General features: G+C 69.7%; 24 protein-coding genes and 1 pseudogene. 14 read left to right on the forward strand and 11 right to left on the reverse strand.

Annotated features, from left to right (window positions below):
* The first annotated feature begins 10 nt into the window (after positions 1 to 10).
* The 5 genes from ABZ863_RS04285 to ABZ863_RS04305 all read left to right on the forward strand — a co-directional run bounded on the left by ABZ863_RS04285 (position 11) and on the right by ABZ863_RS04305 (position 7,051).
* Positions 11 to 3,154, forward strand: coding sequence for a GH92 family glycosyl hydrolase (locus ABZ863_RS04285; RefSeq protein WP_358530951.1), 3,144 nt, complete (start codon positions 11 to 13; stop codon positions 3,152 to 3,154).
* Positions 3,136 to 5,274, forward strand: coding sequence for an FUSC family protein (locus tag ABZ863_RS04290; protein WP_358530953.1), 2,139 nt, complete (start codon positions 3,136 to 3,138; stop codon positions 5,272 to 5,274). Before ABZ863_RS04285 ends, ABZ863_RS04290 begins: the two co-directional genes overlap by 19 nt.
* A 21-nt stretch (positions 5,275 to 5,295) precedes the next feature.
* On the forward strand, positions 5,296 to 6,285 hold the full coding sequence (locus ABZ863_RS04295) for a malate dehydrogenase (protein WP_358530955.1): 990 nt from the start codon (positions 5,296 to 5,298) through the stop codon (positions 6,283 to 6,285).
* Positions 6,286 to 6,449: 164 nt separating this feature from the next.
* A complete protein-coding gene (locus ABZ863_RS04300; RefSeq protein WP_358530956.1) occupies positions 6,450 to 6,683 on the forward strand; it encodes a DUF433 domain-containing protein in 234 nt (77 codons plus the stop codon).
* A complete protein-coding gene (locus tag ABZ863_RS04305; protein WP_358530958.1) occupies positions 6,680 to 7,051 on the forward strand; it encodes a DUF5615 family PIN-like protein in 372 nt (123 codons plus the stop codon). The genes ABZ863_RS04300 and ABZ863_RS04305 overlap by 4 nt, the downstream gene beginning before the upstream one ends.
* Before the next feature lie 8 nt (positions 7,052 to 7,059).
* Here the strand turns inward: ABZ863_RS04305 and ABZ863_RS04310 are convergent, their stop codons facing one another.
* Genes ABZ863_RS04310 through ABZ863_RS04325 form a run of 4 tightly spaced genes read right to left on the reverse strand, consistent with a single transcriptional unit; the run spans position 7,060 to position 11,738 of the window.
* Positions 7,060 to 9,111 carry a M3 family metallopeptidase gene (locus ABZ863_RS04310; RefSeq protein WP_358530960.1) on the reverse strand — a complete coding sequence of 684 codons (2,052 nt, stop codon included), beginning with the start codon at positions 9,109 to 9,111 and terminating at the stop codon, positions 7,060 to 7,062.
* A 2-nt stretch (positions 9,112 to 9,113) separates the two neighbouring features.
* A complete protein-coding gene (locus tag ABZ863_RS04315) occupies positions 9,114 to 9,830 on the reverse strand; it encodes a histidine phosphatase family protein (RefSeq protein ID WP_358530962.1) in 717 nt (238 codons plus the stop codon).
* 22 nt (positions 9,831 to 9,852) lie between these two features.
* A complete protein-coding gene (locus ABZ863_RS04320) occupies positions 9,853 to 10,692 on the reverse strand; it encodes an undecaprenyl-diphosphate phosphatase (RefSeq protein ID WP_358530964.1) in 840 nt (279 codons plus the stop codon).
* The gene (locus ABZ863_RS04325) at positions 10,692 to 11,738 is read right to left on the reverse strand and encodes an LLM class F420-dependent oxidoreductase (RefSeq protein WP_358530966.1); all 1,047 of its coding nucleotides are present in this window, start codon (positions 11,736 to 11,738) and stop codon (positions 10,692 to 10,694) included. The genes ABZ863_RS04320 and ABZ863_RS04325 overlap by 1 nt, the downstream gene beginning before the upstream one ends.
* A gap of 148 nt (positions 11,739 to 11,886) precedes the next feature.
* Here ABZ863_RS04325 and ABZ863_RS04330 point away from each other — a divergent pair, with 148 nt between their 5' ends.
* The 3 genes from ABZ863_RS04330 (at position 11,887) to ABZ863_RS04340 (ending at position 14,138) form a co-directional block, all read left to right on the forward strand.
* The gene (locus ABZ863_RS04330) at positions 11,887 to 12,852 is read left to right on the forward strand and encodes an aldo/keto reductase (protein WP_358530968.1); all 966 of its coding nucleotides are present in this window, start codon (positions 11,887 to 11,889) and stop codon (positions 12,850 to 12,852) included.
* 105 nt (positions 12,853 to 12,957) lie between these two features.
* Entirely contained in the window at positions 12,958 to 13,917 is a 960-nt protein-coding gene (locus ABZ863_RS04335; RefSeq protein WP_358531246.1) for a hypothetical protein, read from the forward strand.
* Positions 13,914 to 14,138: a DUF5703 family protein gene (locus ABZ863_RS04340; RefSeq protein WP_358530970.1), complete on the forward strand. Its 225-nt coding sequence runs from the start codon at positions 13,914 to 13,916 to the stop codon at positions 14,136 to 14,138. Before ABZ863_RS04335 ends, ABZ863_RS04340 begins: the two co-directional genes overlap by 4 nt.
* Here ABZ863_RS04340 and ABZ863_RS04345 read toward each other — a convergent pair.
* Positions 14,128 to 15,090 carry a YafY family protein gene (locus ABZ863_RS04345; protein ID WP_358530972.1) on the reverse strand — a complete coding sequence of 321 codons (963 nt, stop codon included), beginning with the start codon at positions 15,088 to 15,090 and terminating at the stop codon, positions 14,128 to 14,130. The genes ABZ863_RS04340 and ABZ863_RS04345 overlap by 11 nt on opposite strands.
* 257 nt (positions 15,091 to 15,347) lie before the next feature.
* Here ABZ863_RS04345 and ABZ863_RS04350 point away from each other — a divergent pair, with 257 nt between their 5' ends.
* Positions 15,348 to 15,731 (forward strand): hypothetical protein, encoded by a 384-nt coding sequence (locus ABZ863_RS04350; protein ID WP_358530974.1) that lies wholly within the window; start codon positions 15,348 to 15,350, stop codon positions 15,729 to 15,731.
* A gap of 9 nt (positions 15,732 to 15,740) precedes the next feature.
* On the opposite strand, the gene dinB is transcribed toward ABZ863_RS04350, so the two are convergent.
* Positions 15,741 to 16,928 (reverse strand): DNA polymerase IV, encoded by a 1,188-nt coding sequence (gene dinB, locus ABZ863_RS04355; protein ID WP_358531248.1) that lies wholly within the window; start codon positions 16,926 to 16,928, stop codon positions 15,741 to 15,743.
* 391 nt (positions 16,929 to 17,319) lie between these two features.
* Positions 17,320 to 18,204 carry an SDR family NAD(P)-dependent oxidoreductase gene (locus ABZ863_RS04360; RefSeq protein WP_358530975.1) on the reverse strand — a complete coding sequence of 295 codons (885 nt, stop codon included), beginning with the start codon at positions 18,202 to 18,204 and terminating at the stop codon, positions 17,320 to 17,322.
* Between the two features lie 61 nt (positions 18,205 to 18,265).
* Between ABZ863_RS04360 and ABZ863_RS04365 the strand changes: the two genes are divergently transcribed.
* On the forward strand, positions 18,266 to 18,913 hold the full coding sequence (locus ABZ863_RS04365) for a TetR/AcrR family transcriptional regulator (RefSeq protein WP_358530976.1): 648 nt from the start codon (positions 18,266 to 18,268) through the stop codon (positions 18,911 to 18,913).
* 212 nt (positions 18,914 to 19,125) lie between these two features.
* Positions 19,126 to 19,269: a hypothetical protein gene (locus ABZ863_RS04370; RefSeq protein ID WP_358530977.1), complete on the forward strand. Its 144-nt coding sequence runs from the start codon at positions 19,126 to 19,128 to the stop codon at positions 19,267 to 19,269.
* Between the two features lie 3 nt (positions 19,270 to 19,272).
* Here ABZ863_RS04370 and ABZ863_RS04375 read toward each other — a convergent pair whose 3' ends face one another.
* The 3 genes and pseudogenes from ABZ863_RS04375 to ABZ863_RS04385 all read right to left on the reverse strand — a co-directional run bounded on the left by ABZ863_RS04375 (position 19,273) and on the right by ABZ863_RS04385 (position 20,948).
* Positions 19,273 to 19,506: a hypothetical protein gene (locus ABZ863_RS04375; protein ID WP_358531262.1), complete on the reverse strand. Its 234-nt coding sequence runs from the start codon at positions 19,504 to 19,506 to the stop codon at positions 19,273 to 19,275.
* A gap of 76 nt (positions 19,507 to 19,582) precedes the next feature.
* Positions 19,583 to 19,966, reverse strand: a pseudogene (locus ABZ863_RS04380) (enoyl-CoA hydratase-related protein); the annotation flags it as partial.
* 70 nt (positions 19,967 to 20,036) lie between these two features.
* Positions 20,037 to 20,948 (reverse strand): SDR family oxidoreductase, encoded by a 912-nt coding sequence (locus tag ABZ863_RS04385; protein WP_358530979.1) that lies wholly within the window; start codon positions 20,946 to 20,948, stop codon positions 20,037 to 20,039.
* A 97-nt stretch (positions 20,949 to 21,045) separates the two neighbouring features.
* On the opposite strand from ABZ863_RS04385, the gene ABZ863_RS04390 reads away from it, so the two are divergent.
* Together ABZ863_RS04390 and ABZ863_RS04395 are read left to right on the forward strand one after the other, a co-directional pair.
* Entirely contained in the window at positions 21,046 to 21,636 is a 591-nt protein-coding gene (locus ABZ863_RS04390) for a TetR/AcrR family transcriptional regulator (RefSeq protein WP_358530980.1), read from the forward strand.
* Positions 21,637 to 21,754: 118 nt separating this feature from the next.
* Positions 21,755 to 22,756 carry an acyl-CoA desaturase gene (locus ABZ863_RS04395; RefSeq protein ID WP_358531250.1) on the forward strand — a complete coding sequence of 334 codons (1,002 nt, stop codon included), beginning with the start codon at positions 21,755 to 21,757 and terminating at the stop codon, positions 22,754 to 22,756.
* Between the two features lie 88 nt (positions 22,757 to 22,844).
* On the opposite strand, the gene ABZ863_RS04400 is transcribed toward ABZ863_RS04395, so the two are convergent.
* The gene (locus ABZ863_RS04400; RefSeq protein WP_358530982.1) at positions 22,845 to 24,032 is read right to left on the reverse strand and encodes a hypothetical protein; all 1,188 of its coding nucleotides are present in this window, start codon (positions 24,030 to 24,032) and stop codon (positions 22,845 to 22,847) included.
* Positions 24,033 to 24,190: 158 nt separating this feature from the next.
* On the opposite strand from ABZ863_RS04400, the gene cysC reads away from it, so the two are divergent.
* A complete protein-coding gene (gene cysC, locus ABZ863_RS04405) occupies positions 24,191 to 24,796 on the forward strand; it encodes an adenylyl-sulfate kinase (protein WP_358530984.1) in 606 nt (201 codons plus the stop codon).
* Positions 24,797 to 24,859: the final 63 nt, after the last annotated feature.

Consider the following 24,859-nt stretch of genomic DNA (forward strand, 5'->3'; position numbering starts at 1 on the left):
CCGTGTAGCCGTGGCGCGCAGTGAGTTCTTCACCTCCTTCGAGGACGGCCACCCGCAACCGGGCACCGGCCACCGGCTCCGCGTGCACGTCGGCGCGGGACCGCTGCGGCCACTGGCCGCCAAGGCAGGCGTCGGTTTCACCGGCCTGCGCGCCCTGCACTACGCCACCACGGTTGCCGGAACGGCCAGGGCTGGGCTGTTCGGCGTCGACGTTCCGGTGACCGAGCGCACCGAACTGTCCTATGTGGTCTATCCCGAACCGGATTCCGGTTCGGGATACCGCAGCACGTTCGTCGCCGTGGACCTCGAGTTCGATGACGGCACCACGCTCGGTGAGCTGGCCCGGCACACGTCGGCGCGGGCGGCGGGCGAGTCGAAGCGGCTCTACCTCGACCAGTGGAACCTCGTCCGGCACGAGCTCGGCACGATCGCGGCGGGGCGCACCGTCCGCGCTGTCGTGCTGGTCACCGATGCGCCCGAGGGTGCGGGCGAGGTGACCGGCTGGCTCGACGACATCCGGATCGGCGAACAAGGCGGCACCGACCGCGATCCGGTCGACTACGTGCGCACCACCCGCGGCACCCACTCCAGTTCCCGGTTCTCCCGGGGCAACTGCCTGCCGGCGACCGCGCTGCCGCACGGCTTCAACTTCTGGACGCCGGTCACCGATGCCCGTGCGCTCGACTGGGTGTACGCCTACCACGCCCACAACGACGCCGCGAACCGTCCGGCGCTGCAGGCCATCGCGCTCAGCCACCAGCCGAGCCCGTGGGTGGGCGACCGGCACACGTTCCAGGTGATGCCCGGCATGGGCGAGGTCGTCGCCGACCCGCGACGCCGCGCGCTGCCGTTCAGCCACGACGACGAGATCGACCGGCCACAGCACTACGGCGTGCGGTTCGCCTGCGGGATCACCGCCGACATCGCACCCGCCGAGCACGCCGCACTGCTGCGGTTCACCTTCCCCGGCGAGGGAGGCTGGCTGCTCTTCGACAACGTCCGCAACCGGGGCGGCCTGCGGATCGACACCGGAGGCCGCACCGTCACCGGGCACACCTGGGTACGGAGCAGAGGATCATCGGGGGCCCGGCGGATGTACGTGTACGCGACGTTCGACGAGGCACCGTCGGAGGGGCGCAGGATCCGGTCGCCGTTCCGGCGCACGGTGACGGGCTACGTGCGCTTCCCCGGACCCACCGTGACCATGCGGATCGCCACCTCACTCATCTCGCAGGCCCAGGCACGCCGCAATCTCGAACTGGAGGTCGCGGCGCCGCTCACGTTCGCCGATGTCCGCGAACGGGCCCGGCTGGCCTGGCACGAGCTGCTGGGCCGGGTGGAGGTCGATGGCGCCACCGACGACCAGCTCACCACGCTGTACTCGAACCTGTACCGGCTGTTCCTGTATCCCAACGTCGCGCACGAGGACACCCCGGGCGGACCACGCCACGCGAGCGCGGTCTCGCTACGCCGATGGCCGAGTACCCGCAGGCGCACCGGCGCGAGGATCGTCGGCGGGCGCCTGATCGTGAACAACGGCTTCTGGGACACCTACCGCACCGCCTGGCCTGCGTACGCGTTGCTCACGCCGGACCGCTGCGGCGAGCTCATCGACGGTTTCCTGCAGCACTACCGAGAGGGCGGCTGGATCCCCCGCTGGTCCTCGCCCGGTTACGCGGACGCGATGGTGGGCACCGGCTCCGACGTCGCGTTCGCCGACGCCTACCTCAAGGGTGTGCGGGGTTTCGACGTGCGCACCGCCTACGAGGCCGCACTGAAGAACGCGACCGTCACCCCGCCATCGCGTGCCGTGGGCAGGAAGGGACTCGCCGAGTCGATCTTCCTCGGCTACACACCGTCCTCGACGCGCGAAGGCCTGTCGTGGGCTCTGGAGGGCAGCCTCAACGACAGCGGTGTCGCCGCACTGGCGACAGCGCTGGGCGATGCCGACAACGCCGCGTACTTCGCAGGCCGGGCGCAGCTCTACGCCGGCCACTTCGATCAGCGGATCGGGTTCTTCCAGGGCCGCACCGACGACGGGCAGTGGCGGCGTACGCCGCGGGACTACGACCCGGCCGTGTGGGGCGGCGACTACGCGGAGACCAACGGCTGGAACACGGCCTTCAGCGCACCACACGACGGCGACGGGCTCGCGGCGCTGCACGGCGGGCGCGCAGGGCTACGGGCGCGGCTGGACACCTTCTTCGCCACACCGGAAAGCGGCAGGCAGACCGGTTCCTACCGGCGGGTGATCCACGAGATGACCGAGGCACACGCCGTCCGGCTCGGCCAGTACGGACATTCCAACCAGCCCTCCCACCACATCCCCTACCTCTACCTCCACGCGGGCGCCCCGCACCGGACGCAGCGCATCGTGCGGGAGGTGCTGCGCCGCTGCTATCTCGGCAGCGAGCTGGGCCAGGGTTATCCCGGTGACGAGGACAACGGCGAGATGTCCGCATGGTGGCTGTTCAGCGCGCTCGGGTTCTACCCGCTGGCACCGGGAAGCCCGCGCTATGCCATCGGGTCGCCGCTGTTCACCAGGGCGGTCGTGCGCTTGGACAACGGCAGGCGGCTGGTCGTCAACGCACCCGGCAACAGCACGGACAACGTCTACGTGCAGGGCCTGCGGGTGAACGGAACGCCGCATCATTCGCCGTGGCTCGACCACAGTGTGCTCACGGCGGGCGCCGTGCTCGACTTCGACCTCGGACCCGAGCCTTCGGACTGGGGGACCGTGACCGGCGAGCCGTCGGCTCCCCGGCCGCTACGGGACCTGCCGGGCACTGCCCGCAGCTCCGACGGCACGCGGGTGGCCGCACTGTTCGACGACACCACCCGCACCGAGGTGACGTTCGACAGCGCCACGCCGGTGGTCGAGCACACGGCCAACCACGCACCGGGAGCCGTGCGCGTCTACACGCTGACGTCGGCGAGGCGGCAGGGCGACCCGCAGGCGTGGACGCTGGAGGGCTCGGCCGACGGTGCCGAGTGGACGGTGCTCGACACGCGTGCCGGCGAGGAGTTCCGCTGGCGTAGGCAGACCCGCGCATTCCGCGTCGCCGAGCCGCGCACGTTCCGGCATCACCGGCTGCGGATCACCGCGAGCACGGGGCGCCGCCTGCGGCTCGCCCAGTGGGAACTGCTGACGTGATCGCCGCGGCGCTCGACCGGCTGCGTGCGGCCGATCCCGGCCTGGTCCGCATCCGGCTGGCCACCGCGGCCGTGCTGAGCATCATGCTGGCGGGCGCGGTGCTGGTGCCCTCCGGTATGGCGCTGAGCGGCGTGCTCATCGGGGCGATCGGGGCGATGCTGGCCACCTTCAGCGTCAATGACCCCACACCGCCACAGCAGGCGGTGACACTCGCGCTCGGCTTCCTGACCGGCGCCGTCTCGCTGACGGCAGCGAGCCTCGGGCAGGCCGCTCCCCCGCTCGACAGTGTCGTCTTCGTGCTGCTGATCTTCGTCGCCGTGTACGCGCAGCGGTTCGGTCCACGCGGGACCGCGCTCGGCTCGCTGGCGTTCTTCCTCTTCTTCTTCGCGATGTTCCTGCAAACCCGCATTGGTCAGGTGCCGGTGCTGCTCGCCGCGCTCGCAACGGGGCTCGCCGCCAATGCGGTCGTGCGGTTCCTGCTGCTGCCTCGCAGGTCCGAACGCGAGCTCCTGAGCGTGCGCAAAGCGTTCCGCGCACGGCTGGGTGCGGTGATCAAGGCCGCGATCGGCTACCTCGCTTCCGGCGGCACGGCACGTGCTGAGCGGAGCCTGCGCCGGGCGAACGCCCAGCTCCACGAATGCGTGCTGCTGATCGAGGACATGGCAGGGGATGTGCTCGACGCTCCCGCGGCCGCGCTCCTGGGCAGGCGGGCGATCGAGGTCGAGCTCGCCGTGCAGTGGCTGGCGATCACCACCGTCCGCACGAGTGCCGAGCCGCTGGACCCGGCGATACGGGAGGAGCTGATCGGGCGGCTGCGCCGGTTCCACTCGCTCATCGAACGTGACCCCCGTGAGCTGCCGGTGATCAGTGAGACCGACGAGTTCAGCAGGGTGCTCGTCGCTGGCAGCCGCCTCAGCGATCACCCCCGGCCGGGCGACGAGCTGCGCCGCGCCATCGCGGAGCTGGCGCTCGCCGACGTCAACGCCCAGCGCATCGCCGAGCACGACTACACGGCTGAGGCGTCGGTACCAGACGAGCCCGAGCCGGCGGCGACGCCGGTCTTCGTCTACGACAACCGCACCCGCAGCGCGGTCCAGGCGGTGGTGGCGGGCAGCCTCGCCGTCATCGGCGGGGAGCTCGTGTCCCCGCAACGGTGGTACTGGGCGGTGCTGACGGTGTTCGTCGTGTTCCTCGGCACGGCGAGTGCCGGTGCCACCCTGGTCAAGGGTGCGCGCCGGCTGGGCGGCACCCTGGTCGGGATCTTCGCGGGCGCGGTGTGTGCTCTGCTGGTCACCGGCAACACCGTGGCGACCGTGGTATTGATCCTCGTGTGCGTGTTCGGCACGACGTTGTTCGCGCGGGTGTCGCAGACGGCGATGGCGTTCTTCATCACCACGATGCTGGGGCTGCTCTACAGCCTGCTCGGCACGTTCAGCCTCGAAGTGCTCGGTGTGCGGCTGGCCGAGACGGTGGTGGGCGCGGGGGCGGGGATCCTCGCGGCTGTGGTGATCATGCCGGTGGGGACGCGGGCGGTCATGCTCGACGACGTCGCGACGGCACTCGATCGGCTACACGAGTTCAGCACACAGGCCGAGGCGTTGCTCTCGGGCAGGGAGAACGTGAACGTCATCGAGCTGTCCCGGCAGCTCGACCGGGCGGTGGAGCAGGTGCGCACGACCGTCGAACCACTCACGCACCCGATCAACCTGCGCCACGCCCGCCGCGACTACGGGTGGTACGTGCTGAACACGCTGGAGGCGATCGCGTTCCGCGCCCGCAACGTGGCCGCCCGTGCGCAGCCGGGCCTACTGGCTCTCGACCACCGGGTGGAAGTGCTGACCGGGCGCATCGTCGGGAACGTGGACGTGCTGCTGGATGCGGTGCGTGGTGACGCGGGGCGGCCGGGCGATCGGGTGCTCGACCGGAGTATCGGCGATCCGGCCGCCGATACGGCGGACAGCCCGCTCGCGCGCACCGTGCTGTCGAGCCTCGGGAAGCTGGACGAGGCCGTCATCGCGCTGGGCCGCGCGTTCGGCATCGGCGCTCAATCGGTTCAGGTGAGGCGACGCACCCGTCCCGCTCCACCTGGGGCCGATAACATCGGCAAATACAAGAACTGAACCCGTCAGCAGGAGAACGTCATGACCCAGGCCCCTGTCAACGTCACCGTCACCGGCGCCGCCGGCCAGATCGGCTACGCGCTGCTGTTCCGCATCGCGTCCGGTCAGCTGTTGGGGCAGGACAAGCCGGTGAAGTTGCGGTTGCTGGAGATCCCGCAGGCGGTGAAGGCGGCTGAGGGCACCGCGCTGGAACTGGAGGACGGCGCGTTCCCGCTGCTGGCCGGTATCGACATCTTCGACGACGCCAAGCAGGCGTTCGAGGGCGTCAACGTCGCGCTGCTGGTCGGTGCGCGTCCGCGCACGAAGGGCATGGAGCGTGGTGACCTGCTCGAGGCCAACGGCGGCATCTTCAAGCCGCAGGGTGAGGCGATCAACGCCGGCGCGGCCGACGATGTGAAGATCCTGGTGGTCGGTAACCCCGCCAACACCAACGCGCTGATCGCCCAGTCGCACGCGCCCGACGTGCCAGCGGAGCGGTTCACCGCGATGACCCGCCTCGACCACAACCGGGCGATCGCGCAGCTGGCGAAGAAGCTCGGCGTGGCCGTGTCCGAGGTCAAGAAGCTCACCATCTGGGGCAACCACTCCGCGACGCAGTACCCGGACATCTTCCACGCCGAGGTCAACGGGCGGAACGCGGCGGAGGCCGTCAACGACCAGGCCTGGCTGGAGGGCGAGTTCATCCCGCGAGTGGCCAAGCGCGGGGCCGAGATCATCGAGGCCCGCGGCGCGTCGTCGGCGGCCTCGGCGGCGAACGCGGCGATCGACCACATCTACGACTGGGTCAACGGCACCGCTGAGGGCGACTGGGTGTCCATGGGTGTGCCGTCGGACGGCTCCTACGGCGTGCCGGAAGGCCTGATCTCGTCGTTCCCGGTGACCTGCAAGGGCGGCTCGTACGAGATCGTGCAGGGGCTGGAGATCGACGAGTTCTCCCGTGGGCGGATCGACGCCTCGGTACGGGAGCTCACCGAGGAGCGCGACGCCGTCAAGCAGCTCGGCCTGATCTGAACCTGAGTGGATCGTCCCCAAGGCCACCTTGGTTGCAGCTGTCAAACACCGCGACGCGAAGCGTCTCCGTTTGGGTGGTGGTGGGAGACGGGTGGGCGCAACCAAGGTGGCCTTGGGTGCTTTTGGGGCAGCGGTTCGCGACGGGTCCGCGATACACTCAGCCCATGTCCCGACTTGACCGGATCACTTCGAATCCCGGCATCTGTCACGGTCAGCCCGTGATTCGCGGGATGCGTTATCCGGTCGAGAACCTACTCGAACTGCTCGCGTCCGGTATGAACATCGACGAGATCATCGAGGACTACCCCGACCTGGAACACGACGATCTGCTCGCGGCCCTCGAGTTCGGCGCGTTGGCGGCTGGGCAACGCCGAGTGGTACCACTCAACGCCGCGTGAAGTTTCTCGTTGACGCGCAACTACCAGCGCGCCTGGCGCGGTTCCTGGCCGCGGCCGGTCACGACTGTATCCACACGACCGCGCTGCCGCACGGGAATCACAGCACCGATGAGGACATAGCCATACTGGCGGATGCCGAGGGCCGAGTCGTGGTCTCCAAAGATCGCGACTTCCGCGACAACCATCTACTCCGGGGCACTCCACGTCGGCTGCTGATCGTGGCGACCGGCAACATTTCGAACAACGACCTTCTCGCGTTGTTCGAAAAGCATCTCGCCATCATCACCGAGACCTTGTACGAAGCCGATCTCGTAGAACTCGGACCGCGGCAGATCATCATCCATGCAGACCGCAACAACGAGCGGTGAGGCCACAGTCAGGCGCCGGTGAGCCCGCGGCGCTGGAGCAGCGGTTCGATCTCCGGGTCGCGGCCGCAGAACGCGCGGAAGGCGGTCATCGAGTCGATGCTTCCGCCGCGGCTGAGCAGCTCGCGGCGGAAGTGGTCGCCGTTGGCCCTGGTCAGCCCGCCGTTCTCGCGGAACCATTCGACGGTGTCGGCATCGAGCACCTCGCTCCAGATGTAGGAGTAGTAGCCGGCCGAGTAACCGCCGCTGAAAATGTGCGCGAAGTAGGTGCTGCGGTAGCGCGGCGGCACCGTGGCCAGCGCGATGCCGGCCTTCTCCAGCGCCTCGGCCTCAAAACGCGCCACGTTCTCGATGGCGGCGTCCGCGCTGAGGGTGTGCCAGGCCAGATCCAGCAACGACGCGGCGAGGTACTCGGTCGTGGCGAAGCCCTCCCCGTACTGACGAGACTCCGCCAGCCGCTGCGCGAGCCGCGGCGGCAGCGGCTCGCCGGTGCGGTGATGCCTGGCGTAGTTGGCGAGCACCTCCGGCCACAGCGCCCACATCTCGTTGACCTGTGAGGGGAACTCCACGAAGTCCCTCGGCACGCTGGTACCCGAGAAGGTCGGGTACTCGACGTCGGAGAACAGCCCGTGCAGCGCATGCCCGAACTCGTGGAAGGCCGTGATGACCTCGTCGTAGGTCAGCAGCGCCGGTTCACCGGCAGGCGGCTTGGCGATGTTGAGGTTGTTCACCACCACCGGCCGCTCACCCAGCAGCCGCGACTGGTCGACGTAGGTGTTCATCCACGCACCGCCCCGCTTGGAGTCGCGCGTGTAGTAGTCACCGAGGAACAACCCCAGCGGGGAGCCGTCGGCATCGGCGACCTCGAACACCCGCACGTCGGGGTGGTAGACCGGGAGGTCGTGCCGCTCGGTGAAGGTCAGCCCGTAGAGCCGGTTCGCCGCGTAGAAGACACCGTCACGCAGGACGCGTTCCAGCTCGAAGTACGGTCGCAGCTCCGCCTCGTCGATGTCGTAGCGCCAGCGGCGCACCCGCTCGGCGTAGTAGGCCCAGTCCCACGGCTGGAGGTCGAAGTCCGCACCGGAGGCCCTGATCTCCTCCTGCAGCTCCGCCGCGTCGGCCTGTGCGTTGGCGACGGCCACCGGCGCCAACCGCTGCAGCAGACCGAGCGCCGCGTCGGATGTCCTGGCGGTCTGGTCGTCGATGACGTACGCGGCGTGGTGCTGGTAGCCCAGTAGCGCGGCCCGCTCGGCGCGCAGCGTCGCGATCCTGGCCAGCACCGCGGCGTTGTCGTGGTCGTTGCCCCGGTTGCCCCTGGCGGTCGATGCCGTGAACACCTGCTCGCGCAGGGCCCGGTGCGCCAGCGCGGCGAGCGCGGGCTGGCTTGTCGGCAGGCTCAGTTTGATCAGGTACTTTCCGTCCTCACCGCGGGCTGTCGCCGCCTCCGCCGCGGCCGCGATGGCGTCGTCGGACATCCCGGTCAGCTCGTCGCGTGTGGACACCACGACCGCGAGGTCGTTGGTGTCGGTGAGCAGGTTGTCCTGGAAACGCGTCGACAGTGAGGACAGCTCCTCGTTCAGCTCCCGCAGCCGCGACTGGCTCGCCTCGGGCAGCCCAGCGCCGGCGCGCTGGAAGTCGAGGTGGTAGCGGCGCAGCAACCACGCCGCCTCGGCATCCAGACCGAGCGCGTCGCGCCCCGCGTACAGCTCCTCGATGCGGGCAGCCAGCCGCGGGTTGAGGTGGATGGCGTCGGCGTGGGCGGCCAGCCGCGGCGCGATTTCGGCGTGCACGCGCTGCAGCGTCTCGTTGGTGTGCGAGCCGATGAGGTTGAAAAACACCGACGAGACGCGGTGCAGCAGCCGCCCCGACCGTTCGAGCGCCACGATGGTGTTGTCGAACGTCGCCGGTGCAGGGTTGCCCGCGATCGTCCCGACCTCGGCGGCGTGGGCCGCCATCCCTGCCTCGAACGCGGGGAGGTGGTGCTCGTCACGGATCCGGTCGAACGGAGGCAGGCCGTGCGGCAGCTCGCTCGGGGTGAGCAGTGGGTTGTCCTGTGCTGTCACGATCAGTCCTTTCGTCCGGTCGAGCCGCCGACCTCGGCATCGGAGGAGAGCTTCGCGGCCCGGCGCCGCCGCTTCGGCTCCGGTTTCGGTGGCACGATCCCGGCGAGGTCACTGCTGTGATCGTTCACCCGCAACACGAAGGGCCGGGTCTCGGTGTAGCGGACCACCGACACCGACGCGGGGTCGACGACGATGCGCTGGAAGCTGTCCAGGTGCTGGCCGAGCGCGTCGGCGAGGACGGATTTGATCACGTCGCCGTGGCTGCACAGCAGCCAGACCGCGCCGTCGCCGTGCTGCGCCGTGATCGTCGCGTCGTGTTCGCGGACGGCCGCCACCGCGCGGGTCTGCACGTTCGCCAGGCCCTCACCGCCGGGGAAGACCGCCGCGGACGGGTGGGCCTGCACCACCCGCCACAGCGGTTCCTTCGCCAGCGTCCTGAGCTCGCGGCCCGTCCAGTCGCCGTAGTCCACTTCGGATAGCCGCGGCTCGGTCAGCCGGTCGAGACCGCGTGCCGTCGCCAGCGGCGCGACCGTCTGCTTGCACCGCAGCAGCGGGGAGGTGACGAGCCCCGCGAGCGGCACACCGCTGAGGCGCTCCACCAGCGCCCCGGCCTGTGCCTGCCCCGTCTCGTCGAGCCCGACCCGCGGTGCACGACCGGCCAGCACACCCGAGCCGTTGGCCGTGGAGCGGCCGTGCCGGAGCAGAATCACAGTTGCCACACGCTCACCCTACGGGTTGTGGTTACGAGCCAGCCGGTCCGGCGTTGGGGTCCAGCACACCGGTGAACACGAGCACGAGCAGCAGCACACCGAGCACGACACGGTAGATCACGAACGGCAGGAAGCTGTTCTTCTTGATGTAGGCCATCAACCATGCGATCACCAGGTAGCCGACGCCGAAGGCGACCACGGTCGCCAGGATCGTCGGACCCCACGCCGGTCCTCCGCCGTTCGCGATGTCGGTCAGCTGGTACAGGCCCGACGCCAGCACCGCGGGCACGGCGAGCAGGAACGAGTACTCCGCGGCGTCGGCTCGTTTGTAGCCGAGCAGCAGGCCACCGGTGATGGTGCCGCCGGAGCGGGAGACACCGGGGATGAGCGCGAGTGCCTGGAAGAAGCCGAAGCCGAGCCCATGCCGCACCGTCAGGTGGTCGAGATCCCTGTTCTGCTGGCCGATCCGGTCGGCGAGCAGCAACAACAGGCCGAACACGATCAGCATGGTCGCCGTGAGTCGCAGGTCACGGAAGACGTGCTCGATCTGGTCCTGGAACAGCAGGCCGAGTACGGCGATCGGCAACGAGCCGACGATGATCAGCCAGCCCATCCTGGCGTCCGGATCGGACCGGTACTCCGGTTTGTACAGCGACTGGAACCAGTGCCCGATGACGCGGCCGATCTTGCGGCTGAAGTAGAGCAGCACGGCCAGCTCGGTGCCGATCTGCGTGACCGCGGTGAACGCGGCACCGGGGTCGTCCCAGCCGGCGAACGCGGCGGTGACCCGCAGGTGCGCGCTGGAGGAGATGGGCAGGAACTCGGTGAGTCCCTGCACGATGCCAAGGACGAGTGCTTCGAACCAGCCCATCACGCGACCCCGGCCAGCTCGAGCGCGTCGACCGCGGTGCGCAGGGCGGCGCCTGCGCTGTCCGGATCGGGCAGGTACGACGCGACCGTGAGGGTCGTGACCCCGGCCTCGGCGAACGCGGTCATGCGCTCCGCGATCCGCTCCTTGGGGCCGAGCAGCGAGGTCGCGTCGATGAACTCGAGTGGCACAGCTGCCATTGCCGCGGCGTAGTCCTTGGCGAGGTAGTGCCCCTGCACCTCGGCGGCCTCGGCGGCGAAACCCATCCGGCCGGCCAGCTGGTTGTAGAAGTTCTTCTCCTTGCTGCCCATACCGCCGAGGTAGAGCGCGGCGTAGCCGCGGACCGCGTCGGCGCAGGCTCGCCAGTCCGGGCCCGTCACCAGCGGCACGGTGGGTGCGATGTCGAAACCGTCCAATGTGCGGCCGGCCTTCTCGGCGCCCGCGCGCACGTGCGCCAGCTGTTCGGCCGCGTGCTCGGGCGAGAAGAACACGGGCAGCCAGCCGTCGGCGATCTCACCGGTCAGCTCGAGGTTGCGCGGACCGATCGCGGCGAGGTAGGTGGGGATGGATTCCCGCACCGGGTGCACGGTCAGCGCGAGTGCCTTGCCGGGGCCCTCCGGCAGCGGGAGCTGGAAATGGGTGCCGTCGTAGCGCACCCGCTCGCGGCGCAGCGCCATCCGCACGATGTCGACGTACTCGCGGGTACGGCCGATCGGCGAGGCGAACCGGACACCGTGCCAGCCTTCGGAGACCTGTGGGCCGGAGACCCCGAGCCCGAGCCGGAACCGGCCACCGGAAAGGGAGTCGAGTGTCGCAGCGGTCATCGCGGTCGCCGCCGGAGTCCGCGCCGGGATCTGCAGCACCGCGCTGCCGACATCGATCCGTGAGGTCTGCGCGGCAACCCACGCCAGCACCGTCGGGGCGTCCGAACCGTACGCCTCCGCCGCCCACACCACCGAATAGCCCAGCGTGTCGGCCTGCTTGGCAAGCTCCAGGTTGGACGCATCGTTACCGGCGCCCCAATATCCGAGATTCAAACCCAATCGCACGGGCTCCGACACTATCGGGCGGTTGATCGCCGTCTCACTCGCCTTGGCCAAGGCCCCGCCAACGAGACGCTGCGCGTCGCTGTGCCCACCCGTCGCCCGACCACCACCCCCGATCGAGACGCTCCGCACCCCTGTGTTGAATTGGTTCATGAAAAGCCGCCCGCTCGGCACCTCTGGTCTGAAGGTGTCCCGCATGGCCCTTGGCACCATGTCCTGGGGAACGGTCACCGACGCGGAGGAAGCCGCCAACCAGCTCGTCGCGTTCGTCGACGCAGGCGGCACGCTCGTCGACTCGGCCGACATCTACGCCGACGGCGAGGGTGAGCGCATCCTCGGCTCGCTGCTGGCTGATCTCGTGCCCCGTGACGACATCGTGCTGGCCACCAAGGCGGTCGCGCGGCGCACGGACGGCCCGTTCGGCGGCGGCGCCTCGCGAGGCGCGTTGCTGGCTGCGCTCGACGGTTCGCTGCGCAGACTCGGCGTCGACCACATCGACCTGTGGCAACTGCACGCCTGGGACAGCGCCGTGCCGCTGGAGGAGACGCTGTCGGCGGTGGAGTTCGCCATCGACACCGGCAAGGTGCGCTACGCAGGCGTGTCGAACTACTGCGGCTGGCAGCTCGCGACAGCGGCCGCCTCGCTGCGGCAGCAGCGGATCGTCTCCACACAGATGGAGTACTCGCTGCTGGAACGTGGCGTGGAGCGGGAGGTCGTGCCCGCGGCCGCGCACCACGGGATCGGGCTGCTGGCCTGGGCACCGCTGGGCCGGGGCGTGCTCACCGGGAAGTACCGCACAGGGACGCCCGCCGACTCGCGCGGCGCCTCCAGCACCTATGCCGGCTATGTCGAGCAGCACCGCACCGAGCGGGCGAGCCGCATCGTCGAGGCGGTCGCCACGGCCGCCGACGGGCTCGGTACCTCGCCGCTCGCCGTCGCGCTGGCCTGGGTGCGGGACCGGCCGGGTGTGATCGCGCCGGTCGTCGGCGCACGGGACACCGGGCAGCTCGCCGGTTCGCTCGCGGCCGAGGAGCTCACACTGCCAGCCGCCATCCGCTCCGCACTCGACGACGTCAGCGCACTCGAGTTCGGTTATCCCGAACGGTGGCCTAGGTAACGGCCACGTGACGCCATCGTCGTCGGTGCGGGATGCTGTCCGTAACCATTTGTTTCACTTGCCGGAGGAACTGTGCGCCGGGTCGTAGCCCTGACCGTTGCCGGAATGCTGCTGCTCAGCGGCTGTGCCTCGGGTGGCGGGGGTGACGATCTCCAGGTCGTGTCCGATCCGGTCGCGGCCGTCGCGGCGACGTCGCCTGCACCCTCGGTGAGCCCCGCGGGTGAGGTTCTGGGGCAGCGGGGTGAGGTCACCGCGATGGCGACGGCGGGACGCACGCTCGCGGTGGCCGTGTCCGAGCCGCCGTTCCTGCTGCTCTACGACCTGGACGACCTGGCCGCCCCGCCGAAGGAAGTCACGCTGCCCGCGGCGCCGGAGAAGCTCACGGTCGCCGGTGACGAGGTGCTTGCCGCACTTCCCGGGGCAGGCGTCCTCGCGCGGATCTCGGTAACGGACGGTGCGCTGCGCACTGTCCCCGTGCCGGGTAAGCCTGCTGCGGCGGCGGTCGACGGTGACCGGACACTGGTCGCCGTCCGTGACCGCAAGGCCCTCGACGTCGTCAACGGCGAGGCCGTCACCGCCACCATCAGCGGCAACCTCTACAGTGCCGACGACGTCCTGGTCGCCGACGGCAAGACGTTCGTGCTGGACCGGCTGCGCACCGCGCTGTTCGCCGTCGACACTGCGGACGGGAGCATCCAGGAGGGTCTACGGGCGGGCAACGGGGCCACGAATGCGGTCGCCGACTCCTACGGCCGCCTGCTCGTCGCCGACACCAGGGGCGGGGCGCTGCTGGCGTTCGGCGCCGACCCCTTCCTGCTGCGCCAGCGCTACCCGGTGCCGGGCGGAATCTACGGCATCGCCTACGACGCGAAGCGCAGTATCGCCTGGGTGACGCTGACCGAGCGCAACGAGGTCGTCGGGTTCGACGTCCGCGGAGGTGAGCCGGTGGAAAAGTTCCGTTTACCCACCGTTCGCCAACCGAATTCGGTTACGGTCGATGAACAGACATCGAGGGTCATCGTCGGCTCGGCAGCCGGAGAAGGGATCCAGGTGATCGCCCCATGACACATGCGGAAGCGGTGGTCGACGAGGACTGGGAGTATCACCGGGTGCACCTGCCCCCGGGCATGTCCCGCCTTTCCGCCGCCATCCAGCTCTCAATCCAGGCCGAGTTCTCCGGCTGGGAGCTGTCGAACGTACGGCTCTACTCGGACGGTACCCGCAGAGTGTGGCTGCGCAGGCGGCGCAGCCGGGCGGCTGTGGGGCTGCCGGGCCTCATGACATAGCCGCGGCGCCACGGGCGAACCGCTCCCCCGTTGCCCGCAGGTACTCGCGCATCTCGGGCGGCCCCACGACCGCGAACTCCGCCCCGACCGACGCGAGGATGAGGGCTGGCCAGTCGAACGTGTCGACCTGCATCACCAGCCGGCACGACCGCTCGTCGAGCGCCTCCACGCTCCCCCACCGGTCCACCACCTTCCGCACGTCGTCCGCGGCGGCGTACACGGTCACAACAACTTCGTACCGGCTGGGCACCGCTGCGATCTGCTGCCGCACGAACGCCGCGGCGTCGCCGCCGGGCACGTCCCGTTGCCGGAACCGGGCGCCCGTGGTGGTGGGTGCGCTGAGCCGGTCGACCCGGAAGGTACGCCAGCCGTGCTTTTCGGCGTCCCACGCGACGAGGTACCACCGCCTGCCGAGGCACACCAGCCGGTGGGGCTCCACCAGCCTGGACGTCTGCTCCCCGGCGCGGGCCGTGTAGTCGAACCGGAGCCGCTCGTCGTCGCGGCAGGCCTGCGCCAGCACGGTCAGCACGGCGGCGTCGATGCCCCCGCCGCCGCCGGCGAAGCCGGGCACCGTGGCTGCCTGCAGCGCGTTCAGTTTGCGGCGTAACCGCGGCGGCATGACCTGGATCAGCTTCGTCAGCGCCCGCACCGACGTCTCCTCGATGCCGTCGATCGCGCCGCCGGCAGCCGTGCGCAGGCCGACGGCGATGGCGACGGCTTCCTCGTCGTCCACCAGCAGCGGCGGCATGGCGGCGCCGGAACGGAGCTGGTACCCTCCCGCGACGCCGCGGCTGGCGTCGACCTGGTAGCCGAGCTCCCGCAACCGGTCGATGTCCCGGCGCAGGGTTCGCTCGCTCACCTCGAGCCGGTCGGCGAGTTCGGTCCCCGGCCAGTACCGATGCGTCTGTAGCAGGGACAGCAGCCGCAGCATGCGTGCACTCGTGTTCGCCATGACTCCAGATTCGCCCTCATTCAGGTCAAAAACTGGCCGGAGCGACTCTAGCGCAGGGGCGCTGTCCCGCACGGCGCCGGCCACGCTGCTGGTGGCTTTGGGGACAGCTGACGAAACATGAGGGGCGCCGGCGTCTTAGCACGCTTCGTGTCGCACCGATGACGGGATTCCGCGCGACACCCCGTGACTGCCATGACAGCCACTTGACAACGATCTCGAACTGTTGTTCGAATCGGGTGGTAAGTCAGGGAGTGCGCGTGAACCAACCAGCTCAGTCGCCGTGCCGATGGTGGCGGCGGGACATCAGTTCCACCCCGACCCGGCCGGTGTGGACGCCGGCCGACGGGCCACCAGCACAGTTCCGGCCGGTCGATCCGGCGCAATGGGTGTGGATCGACCTGCGGAGCGGGTTCCGGCGGGACCCGTTCGCCTACTACGACGACACCGCCGACGGTCTGCAGTACCGCTACGAGGTGAAGGGCCTGCTGCGCGGCTGGATGCCCGCTGTCGACGGGGCTCCGCTCGGGCTCGTCAGCTACCAGTTGCTCACCGCCGACCAACAGTGGCGCACGGTGATCACGGCGTTCGTGCCACAGCACCACATCCGTTACCGCTCACGCAGCGGCCGCGAGTTCGTCTGAGTTTCGCTGTCAGTCCGGCAGGAGCGGCACCGACAGTCCGGGATCGCGGCCGAGGAGCGTGGCGCGGGTGACGGCCGCCGCGCCGAACCGGTCCCGCACGCTGTCGAGTGCGGTATCGAGTGCCCTGCCGTCCTGTGCGTCGAACGGCAACGCGAGCTGCACGGCGCCGTCGTCGAGATTGGTCAGTGCGAGGCCGATCAGCGTGAGGCCTTCGCGCTCGATCAGCGGTAACGCGGCGGCCAGCAGGACGCGGGCGGTGCCGAGGATGGTCGCCGTGTGCGCGGTCGCCTCGGCGATCGTGTGCGAGCGGGTGGCCCTGGTGAAGTCGGCGAACCGCAGCCGCAGCACGACTGTGCGGCAGACCCGTCTCGCCGCGCGCAGGCGGCGGGCCAGCCGGTCGACGAGCCCGGCGAGGATCGCGTCGAGCTCTTCGGGTGACCGGCGCCGCCTGCCCAGCGCTCGCTGGGCGCCCATCGAGCGACGTCGGCGACCCACCTGCACCGGTCGCGGATCACGGTTGTGCGCCAGTGCATGCAGGTGGCGGCCCGAGGCGCGGCCCAGCAAGGCGATGAGTGACCGCTCGTCCAGCTCGGCCACCTGGCCCACGGTGGTGATCCCCCTGCGGCGGAGCTTCTCCGCGGTCACCCGGCCGACGCCCCACAACCGCTCGACCGGCAGCGGGTGCAGGAAGGCGAGCTCGCCGTCGTGCGGCACGACGAGCAGGCCATCGGGCTTGGCCACCCCACTGGCCACCTTGGCGAGGAACTTCGTGCGCGCGACCCCGACCGTGATCGGCAGCCCGACCTGCTCGACCACCTCGCGCCGCAACCGGGCCGCGATCTCACTCGGCGCCCCGGAGATCCGCCGCAACCCGCCGACGTCGAGGAACGCCTCGTCGATCGAGAGGCCTTCGACGAGCGGGGTCGTCTGCTGGAACACCGCGAAGACGGCCTTGCTCGCCTCCGAGTAGGCCGACATCCGCGGCGGCACCACCACGGCGTGCGGGCACAGCCGGCGCGCGAGCGCCCCGCCCATTGCCGTGCGGACCCCGTACGCCTTGGCCTCGTAGCTGGCCGCCAGCACGACCCCGCCGCCGACGATGACGGGCCGGGAGCGCAGCCGTGGATCGTCCCGCTGCTCGACCGAGGCATAGAAGGAGTCGAGGTCGGCATGCAGGATCGGACCCTCGTTCGTCACGAACACATGTTCGCATGGGGTACCGACAAAGGCGCTGGTCTCGCAGGTCAGCCTGCGGAAACGGACCTCAGGATCCGGTCGGTGACATTCTGCGGGGCGAACAGGTCCATGCCGTGTCCGGTCCCCTGCACGACCTCGACCACCACCATGACCGTCGAGCACGTCGTCGAGCCAGTCCGCGGTCGACTGCGCGTCGGGCATCGGCGCTGTCTGGATGCTGCGCCCCGGTTCGCCGAGCGAGTCCACCGCGTACAGCGGATGCTCGCGGCCGAGCGCGGCGACATACGGCTGCCAGGACAGCGACGTGGCGAGCACACCGTGCAACAGGACGAGCGGAACCCCGCTGCTGCCGCCGCCGCTGCGGCGGATGTACGTCGCACCGAACCTGGGGTCATGTCTGGTGGATGGTGTTGCGGAAGTCGTCGATGGTGCCGGTTGTCTGGTCGGTGGTGGGCATGGCGGCGAGGATTGCGTCGGTGCGGGTGGTGATCAGGTCGATGCCGGCGCGGTCGGTGTGCACGTAGAGCTGGTTGTGTTTGATGGCGTTCACGACCAGGTCACCGACCGAGTCGGGAGGGATGCCGTGGTTGGTGAGGGCGGCGTCGACGTTGGGGGTGAGCCGCTCGATTCTCTCCCGTGCCTGGTCGAACCTGTCGTCCCCGGTGGTGGTGGCGAGTGTGGCCTGGGTGGTGTGGGCGAGGTTGGTGGCGACCGCGCCGGGGCACAGGACCGTGACGCCGATCGGTGCGGCGGCCGCGTCGAGTTGGGTGCGTAGCGCCTCCGACAGGCCGACCACGGCGAACTTGGCGCTGGAGTACATCGGCCCGACGGCGGCGACCAGGCCGGCGGCGGAGGCGGTGTTGACCACATGGCCGGGGGTGTCGCGATCGAGCATGCGCGGCAGGAAGGTCTGGATGCCATTGACGACGCCGCCGAAGTTGATCTCGATGGCGAGGTCCCACAGCTCGTAGCTCAGATCCGTGAGTGACTCCGGGAACGCGACGCCGGCGTTGTTGCATAGCACCGACACCGGGCCGAGCCGCCGTTCCACCTCGTCGGCGATCCGGGTGTAGCCGGCGCGGTCACGCACGTCAAGTGGGAAGGTGGCTACGTCGGTCAGCGGCGCCAACTCCGCGGCGGCGCGATCCAGGGCGGCTTCGTCGCGGTCGGCGATGGCCAGTGTGACGCCCTGCCGGGCGAGGCTGCGCGCGATACCGAGGCCGATGCCCTGCGCGCCGCCGGTGATGAACGCGGTCGTTCCCGCAAGTCGTTCCATGAGACCTTCCTAGCACGAAAAACTAGATAGTCTCTAGTTTTAGAGACTGTATACTCCTGTCGTGGGGTTGAGGGAGCGCAAGAAGGAACGGACACGTCGGGAGCTGGTCGAGGCGGCGGTGCGGCTGTTCGACGCGCACGGCTACCAGGCCACCACGGTCGCGGACATCGCCGCGGCGGCAGACGTCTCGCCGGCCACGTTCTACACGTATTTCCCCAGCAAGGAGCATGTCCTCTTCGACGACCGGGCGACCAGGGCCGACCTGTTCGCGGAGTCGTTGGCCGAACGCGGGCCTGGTGACTCGCCGGCCGAGGTCATCGCTCGTGCGGTGGAGCATCTGCTGGCGAGTCCGGGGTGGAGTCTGGAGCCGGGCAGCGAGCTGGTCGTGGTGCGCGCCCGCCTGATCGCGTCGGTGCCGGCGCTGCGGGCCCGCGCCCTGCTCGAGGTCGCCGAATTGCAGCAGCAGTGGTCCGCCCTGCTCGCGGAGACCTTCCCCGACGAGCTCGATGACCTGACCGCCGCCGCCCTCACCGGCGCCGTGATCGGTGCGATCCTCGCGGTGGCTGGTACCACCCTGCGGGCCGGCTCCGTCGATCAGGCGCTCCCCGAGTTAGCGCGCCGAGCGACCGCGATCGCGTTGGGTAGTCGTGATGGTACGGGGCGAGGTCGGAGTCAGCCCGGCGACTCCTGGTTGGCTGCTGGTGGCTGATCAGCCCCGGTGCCCGCGTGGCTCGCGAACGTACCGGTGACGCGCCCGCAAAGGAGTGAGGTGCTGTGCCTGATGTCGTTCCCAACGTCCCACCGGGAGTCCTCGGTGCCCAGCGCGGCTTTGCGCTTTGATCACTGCCCGGATCGACCAGTTGCCCCCCGGTCGGTTCGACCATCGCGGCGATTGTCGCCGACCGAGTGGAGCGCTACGCGTTGCGGAAGCTGGAAGCGCTGCTGGCGATGGTCGGCGGGCTGGCCGCGGGGATTCTGGTGGGCACCTACGAGGTCACCGAGGCCGTCGAGCTGGTCGACTACCGCCTCGACCGGATCTTCACCAGTGCACGATCCGACCGGTGAGGGTCAGGGCTTGCGGAACCGGGCGAACACGTCCTGGATCGCCGGACCGGTCGCCGACGACGCCTGAGCCCACGACTCGAACTCCAGCGCCGCACCGAAATCGCCGGACCTCGCGATGCCGACCGCCGACTTGATGTCGCGTGCCAGCGCTGGGTCCAGCTCCGCCCAGCGGGTCGCCAACTCGGTCGCCCTGACGAGCGGATCGTCGGCGAGCTCCAGCGCCACGCCCTGCCGCACGGCTTCCACCCCGTCGAGCGCCGGGATGCAGGCCGATCCGGGAGAAGGTCGCCGCGAACGACGCGCGTGGCCCGGCGATCCGCACATCGCAGGCCATGGCGAGGTTGAGGCCGGCGCCCACTGCGGGACCCTGCACGGCAGCGATGGTCGGGATGGGCAGTGCCCGCAACCGCAGGAAGCTGTCGTACACCTCATGCAGGTGCTGCCGCAGCTCCCCCACCGGGCGACTGTCGGCCTGGCCGAACAGCGCGGGAAGATCGGCGCCGGCGCAGAACGCCGAGCCCGCGCCGGTGACCACGAGCGTCCGCGCGTGGCGATCCGCGGCGACGGTGGCCACCGCGGCAGCCAGGTCCCGGCACATCGCGTCGTCGAGGCAGTTGCGCCGGTCCGGGTCCGCCAGTGTCAGCGTCCACCGCCCCGCTTCGTCGCGCAGGTCCACTGTGGCCAGGTCGCCGCTCATGTCGCCGTTGCCCTCCGTCCGGTGATCCGTCGTCAGCAGTATCGTTGCCACCGGCGCGGCCCGTAACAGCTCACAACTGCGGCAGCAGCATCCTGCGCCCGGCGGCGACACCGCCGTCGACCGGGATGAGCGCGCCGGTCAGGTAGCCGAACTCGTCGGCGGCCATGGCCAGCACCGCCTGCGCGATCTGGTCCGCGGAGGCGACCGTCTTGAGCCCGTCGACGTTGAGCTGGCCCAGCGCCGCCTTCGCCTGCTCCCACGTCGCGTCGTCCAGCCCGGCCGGCCGGATCATCGGCGTGTCGGTGATACCCGGCAGGATGGCGTTGACCCGAATGCCGTCCGCGCCGTACTCGAGCGCCGCGGACTTCACCAGCGCCTGGACGGCCTGCTTACTGGCCTGGTACAGCGACAGGTCGGGGCGGCCGACGACAGCGCCCACCGAGGAGTTCACGATGATGTGACCGCGGCCCGCCTTGAGCATGTGCGGGATCTGGTACTTCATGGCGAGGAAAACCCCACGCGCATTGGTGTTGCTGAGGTCGTCCCACTGCTCGAGCGTGGTGTCGTGCAGTCGTGCGCTGTACTGGATGCCGGCGTTGTTGAACGCGATGTCGAGCCCGCCGTAACGCCGGACGGCGCCGTCGACGAACCCCCACACCGACCGGGATTCACGGACGTCGGCGTGCGTGTAGGTGGCCTCGCCGCCAGCGGCTCTGATGCTCCGCTCGACCTCCCGCCCGAGCTGCCTGCGCCGCCCGCAGAAGGCGACCTTCGCCCCAGCCGCCGCGAACGCCCGTGCAGTCGCCTCCCCGATGCCCGATGTCCCGCCGGTGACGAGCACGACCTTGCCTGCGAAGCGCCCCGCGCGGGCCCCCTGCGCCTGTGCCGCAGCCGCCTGCGGTGCCAGCGCGGTCAGTCCCGCGAGCGTTCCCGCCCCGGCGGCTCCGCCGAGGACCGCCCGCCTGCTGTGCTGATGCCGCATGTGATCTCCTCGAAGGCTAAAAGCGACTTGATGTTGCTTTTAGTGTCCCGAAAGGTGATCACGTGTGCAACGTCCAGTTGCCTTAAGCTCACCGAGCATGGCAGGAGCACCACGTCCGGGCGGGCGCAGCGCGAAGGTCAGGGCAGCCGTCCTCTCGGCGGCGCTGGCCGAACTCGCCGAGTCCGGCTACCACGCGCTGAGCCTCGACGGGGTGGCCCGCCGGGCCGGCGTGCACAAGACCACCGTGTACCGGCGCTGGGGCACCCGCGAGGCGTTGCTCTTCGACGCGATCAATGCCCGCGCCGACGAGTACGTGCCGATTCCCGACAACGGCTCGCTGCGGGCCGACCTGCTCGACCTCACCCGCGACGCGATCACCAATCTCAGCACACCACACGTACAGGCCGTGGCCCGCTCGGCGGTCGCGCTCGCCCCGTACGACGCCGCCGTCGCCACCACCAACACGGCGTTCTGGACCGAACGCCTCGCCGTCGACGGGATCGTCGTCGAGCGGGCCATCTCGCGCGGCGAGATCGCCCCCACCGATCCCACCGAGGTCATCGAAGCCGTAATCGGCCCCGCCTACATGCGCGTCCTCGTCACGGGAAGGCCGGTCACCGAGGAGTTCCTCGCGGCGACGGTGGACCGGGTGCTCAGCGGACTGCCGAAACCAGCAAAGGACGTCTGAGTGCTAGTCACGGGCGGTATGGCTGCCCCCACCGCGTACCGGGGTGCACACCGCATTACCCCGGAAGCACAGTGTGACCATACTCAGTGCCGTGACACTCAACGACACCTCTGACGTGGTGACGGGCACGGAGCGCGGCAGCGACTTCTCCCGACTGTCCCGGCGAATCGCCGAAGCGGGGCTGCTCAAGCGCCGTCCTGGCTACTACACGGCGCGGTTCGCCACGGTCGGGGCGCTGTTCATAGCCGCCTGGGTGGCCTTCTTCGCGCTCGGCGACTCGTGGTGGCAGCTGGCGGTCGCGGCATTTCTGGCCGTCCTGTTCGGCCAGATCGCCCTCCTGGCACACGACCTGGCCCACCGGCAGGTCTTCCGCACCCGCAAGCCCACCGAGATCGCCGGGCTGCTGGTGGGCAACCTCGGTATCGGCCTCAGCTACGGCTGGTGGATGGACAAGCACACACGTCACCACGCCAACCCCAACCATGAGGAGCTCGACCCGGACGTCGCGCCGGACATCCTCGTGTGGTCGCAGCGGCAGGCGAAGGCCAGCGCAGGACTGCCGCGGTTCATCGGCCGCTGGCAGGCGGTGCTCTTCTTCCCCTTGCTGACACTGGAAGGCCTGAACCTGCACGTCTCCGGCTTCCGCGCACTACGCTCCCCCACGTTGAAACGGCGCGGTCTGGAAGCGACACTGCTCATCACGCATGTGGCCGCCTACCTGGCGGCCGTGTTCCTCGTGCTGTCACCGGCCAAGGCGCTGGTGTTCATCGCGGTCCACCAGGGACTGTGGGGTGTCTACATGGGATCAATCTTCGCCCCCAACCACAAGGGTATGCCGACCTTGAGTGGCGACGAGCGACCCGACTTCCTGCGCAAGCAGGTGCTCACCTCCCGCAACGTACGCGGCGGCCGCGTCATCGACGTCGCGATGGGCGGGCTCAACTACCAGATCGAGCACCACCTGTTCCCGAGCATGCCCACGCCGCACCTGCGCCGCGCACAGCCGATCGTGCGGGACTACTGTGCCGAGATCGGCGTCTCCTACCACGAGACCGGCTTACTGGCCTCCTACGGAGAGGCGCTGCGGCACATGCACAAGGTGGGTGAACCACTGCGGTGAGCAGACCGGCTCGCTCGGCTCGGCTTGTCAACCGAGCCGAGCGAGCCGCGGAACGACAAGCCAGGAAGGCGGTGACTGGTTTTCCGCCTCAGCGGCGCAGCCTCGCCTTGGCACGCCAGTAGATCCGGCGGGCGTTCATCGCGCTCGGGGACTGCTCCGACAGCTGCAGCAACGCACGGCGCAGTGCGCGCACACTCTCCTGGCGCGTTCGCGGCGCCGGAACCCTCATGACCTGCGGTCCCTGTTCACGTCGCAGCAGCACGGCCAACGCGTCCACCGCCACGGCCAGCAGCTCGCCATCGGTCGGTACCAGTTCCTCAGCCGAGCCGGCCGTCCCCGGCCGCGGTTCGGCAGGCAGCAGATCGGTCAGCTCGCCCACGACGTGGTAGCCGCCTGCGGCGATCTCGTCGACGAACCGCTGGGCGGCGTCGCGCACCCAGCTGTAGTCCTTCGCGGGCAAGGCAATGTGCGTGGAACCACCACGCGCCGCGAGTATCCGGGCGGCGAACTCGTCCTTGACGACATCGGCGTACTGCAGCCAGGGCAGATCGTCGCCGACGGCCGCGTTGACGCGCCGCAGCAGTTCGGTCTCGGCCATCCCGAGGGAGAAGTTGTTGTAGTGCGGCACCGCGGTGCGCAACGCCGCGCCGTCAAGGCCGAGGACCGACGCGAACCGCTGCCACAACACGTCACCCGGCGTGCCGCGGGGCGGCACCGTCACCACATGCACCCGCTCAGGCGGCAACCCCGCGCCCCAGGTGCGCAGCACCCGCGGCAGATCCTGGAAGTCCCAGAACAGCCGGGAGATCTCGTCCAGTTCAGGCGCATGCAGCGCGGCAAGGAACCGCGGGAACGACGTCTCCTGGCGGGTCTTGACATTCTCCTGCCACACCGAGGGAATCTGCCGCGCGAGGTCCCGGGTCGTGCAGACCACGTGCACCTCGGCGAAATCCAGGTCGGCGAGCACCCGCGCGGCCTCCTCCGGGCTGGCCGGTGCCAGGAGCTCGCTCGAGATCACGGACGTCCCCGACCAGGCACGTGCCTGCTCGACCAGCCAGCCCCACGAACCGGCCGTGCCCTCTTCCCCCCAGTGGCCGTACCGTCCACGGTGTACATCCATCGCTGCCCGGTGCTGCGCCGCCGCATCGGGCCCCGCGTACTGCACGCCGGCCGCGGCGATCCCCTCACGGTGATGCCACAGGAGTTCCTGCAGGGACGTCGTCCCTGTCTTCGGCAGACCGACATGCAGGTACACACGCTGGCAACGAAAAGTCATGGCCCCAAGATCGTAGTGCATAGGGGTGACGGTTTTCCTGGCAACTTCCTGTGTTTTTCATGCGGAACGTTACTAACTCCGCGCGAACCGGCATGATGGGCGACCACGGAAGGCGGAACCAGTCCGCACAGCGGGCACGACAAGTGAGGAGGGCAGGTATGTCATCGGGCCCCGCCCTGCGGCTCAGGCGCGGTGTGACGGTGTGGCTGACCGGGTTGTCCGGAGCAGGAAAATCCACCCTGGCCCGCACAGTGGCATCCATGGTCGGCGACGAGACGGAAGTCGAGGTCCTCGACGGCGACGAGATCCGCAGAACGATCTCCAGCGACCTCGGTTACTCCCGGCGCGACCGCGACGTGCAAGGCAGACGCGTCGGGTTCATCGCCGAACTGCTGGCCAGCCACCGGGTACTCACGCTGGTTCCGGTGATCGCCCCCTACGCCGAGACGCGCCAGGCGGTGCGGCAACAACACGAACAACGAGGTTCGGCCTTCGTCGAGGTCTACGTCAGCACGCCGCTGCGGGAATGCGCTCGCCGGGACCCGAAAGGGCTTTACGCGCGGGCGGCTGTCGGCGAGGTGACCGGCCTGACCGGTGTAGACGATGTGTACGAACAGCCGGCGCACCCCGACCTCAGCCTCGACACCAGCGAGGTCGATGCCGAAACCGGCGCGCGGCAGGTGGTGGACCTACTTGTCGAGCGGGGTCTGCTCGAACACGCCGAGACGTCCACGTGGCCCACGCAGGTGCCCGCGAACGGCTGACCTGCTGACGCGAAGGGCATTTTCCGGCGCGACACCGCCGGTGGAGACTGACCGTCCAATCCA

The sequence above is a fragment of the Saccharomonospora sp. NPDC046836 genome, from assembly GCF_040645195.1.
In the GTDB taxonomy this organism is placed as follows: domain Bacteria; phylum Actinomycetota; class Actinomycetes; order Mycobacteriales; family Pseudonocardiaceae; genus Prauserella_A.

What these genes read in the sequence shown, in the direction of transcription:
- ABZ863_RS04295 (WP_358530955.1), top strand. Translation starts at nt 5,296, where the DNA reads ATGACCCAGGCCCCTGTCAACGTCACCGTCACCGGCGCCGCCGGCCAG.
- ABZ863_RS04300 (WP_358530956.1), top strand. Translation starts at nt 6,450, where the DNA reads ATGTCCCGACTTGACCGGATCACTTCGAATCCCGGCATCTGTCACGGT.
- ABZ863_RS04320 (WP_358530964.1), bottom strand. Translation starts at nt 10,692, where the DNA reads ATGGGCTGGTTCGAAGCACTCGTCCTTGGCATCGTGCAGGGACTCACC.
- ABZ863_RS04330 (WP_358530968.1), top strand. Translation starts at nt 11,887, where the DNA reads ATGAAAAGCCGCCCGCTCGGCACCTCTGGTCTGAAGGTGTCCCGCATG.
- ABZ863_RS04335 (WP_358531246.1), top strand. Translation starts at nt 12,958, where the DNA reads ATGCTGCTGCTCAGCGGCTGTGCCTCGGGTGGCGGGGGTGACGATCTC.
- ABZ863_RS04340 (WP_358530970.1), top strand. Translation starts at nt 13,914, where the DNA reads ATGACACATGCGGAAGCGGTGGTCGACGAGGACTGGGAGTATCACCGG.
- ABZ863_RS04345 (WP_358530972.1), bottom strand. Translation starts at nt 15,090, where the DNA reads ATGGCGAACACGAGTGCACGCATGCTGCGGCTGCTGTCCCTGCTACAG.
- ABZ863_RS04360 (WP_358530975.1), bottom strand. Translation starts at nt 18,204, where the DNA reads ATGGAACGACTTGCGGGAACGACCGCGTTCATCACCGGCGGCGCGCAG.
- ABZ863_RS04385 (WP_358530979.1), bottom strand. Translation starts at nt 20,948, where the DNA reads ATGCGGCATCAGCACAGCAGGCGGGCGGTCCTCGGCGGAGCCGCCGGG.
- ABZ863_RS04390 (WP_358530980.1), top strand. Translation starts at nt 21,046, where the DNA reads ATGGCAGGAGCACCACGTCCGGGCGGGCGCAGCGCGAAGGTCAGGGCA.
- ABZ863_RS04400 (WP_358530982.1), bottom strand. Translation starts at nt 24,032, where the DNA reads ATGACTTTTCGTTGCCAGCGTGTGTACCTGCATGTCGGTCTGCCGAAG.
- cysC (WP_358530984.1), top strand. Translation starts at nt 24,191, where the DNA reads ATGTCATCGGGCCCCGCCCTGCGGCTCAGGCGCGGTGTGACGGTGTGG.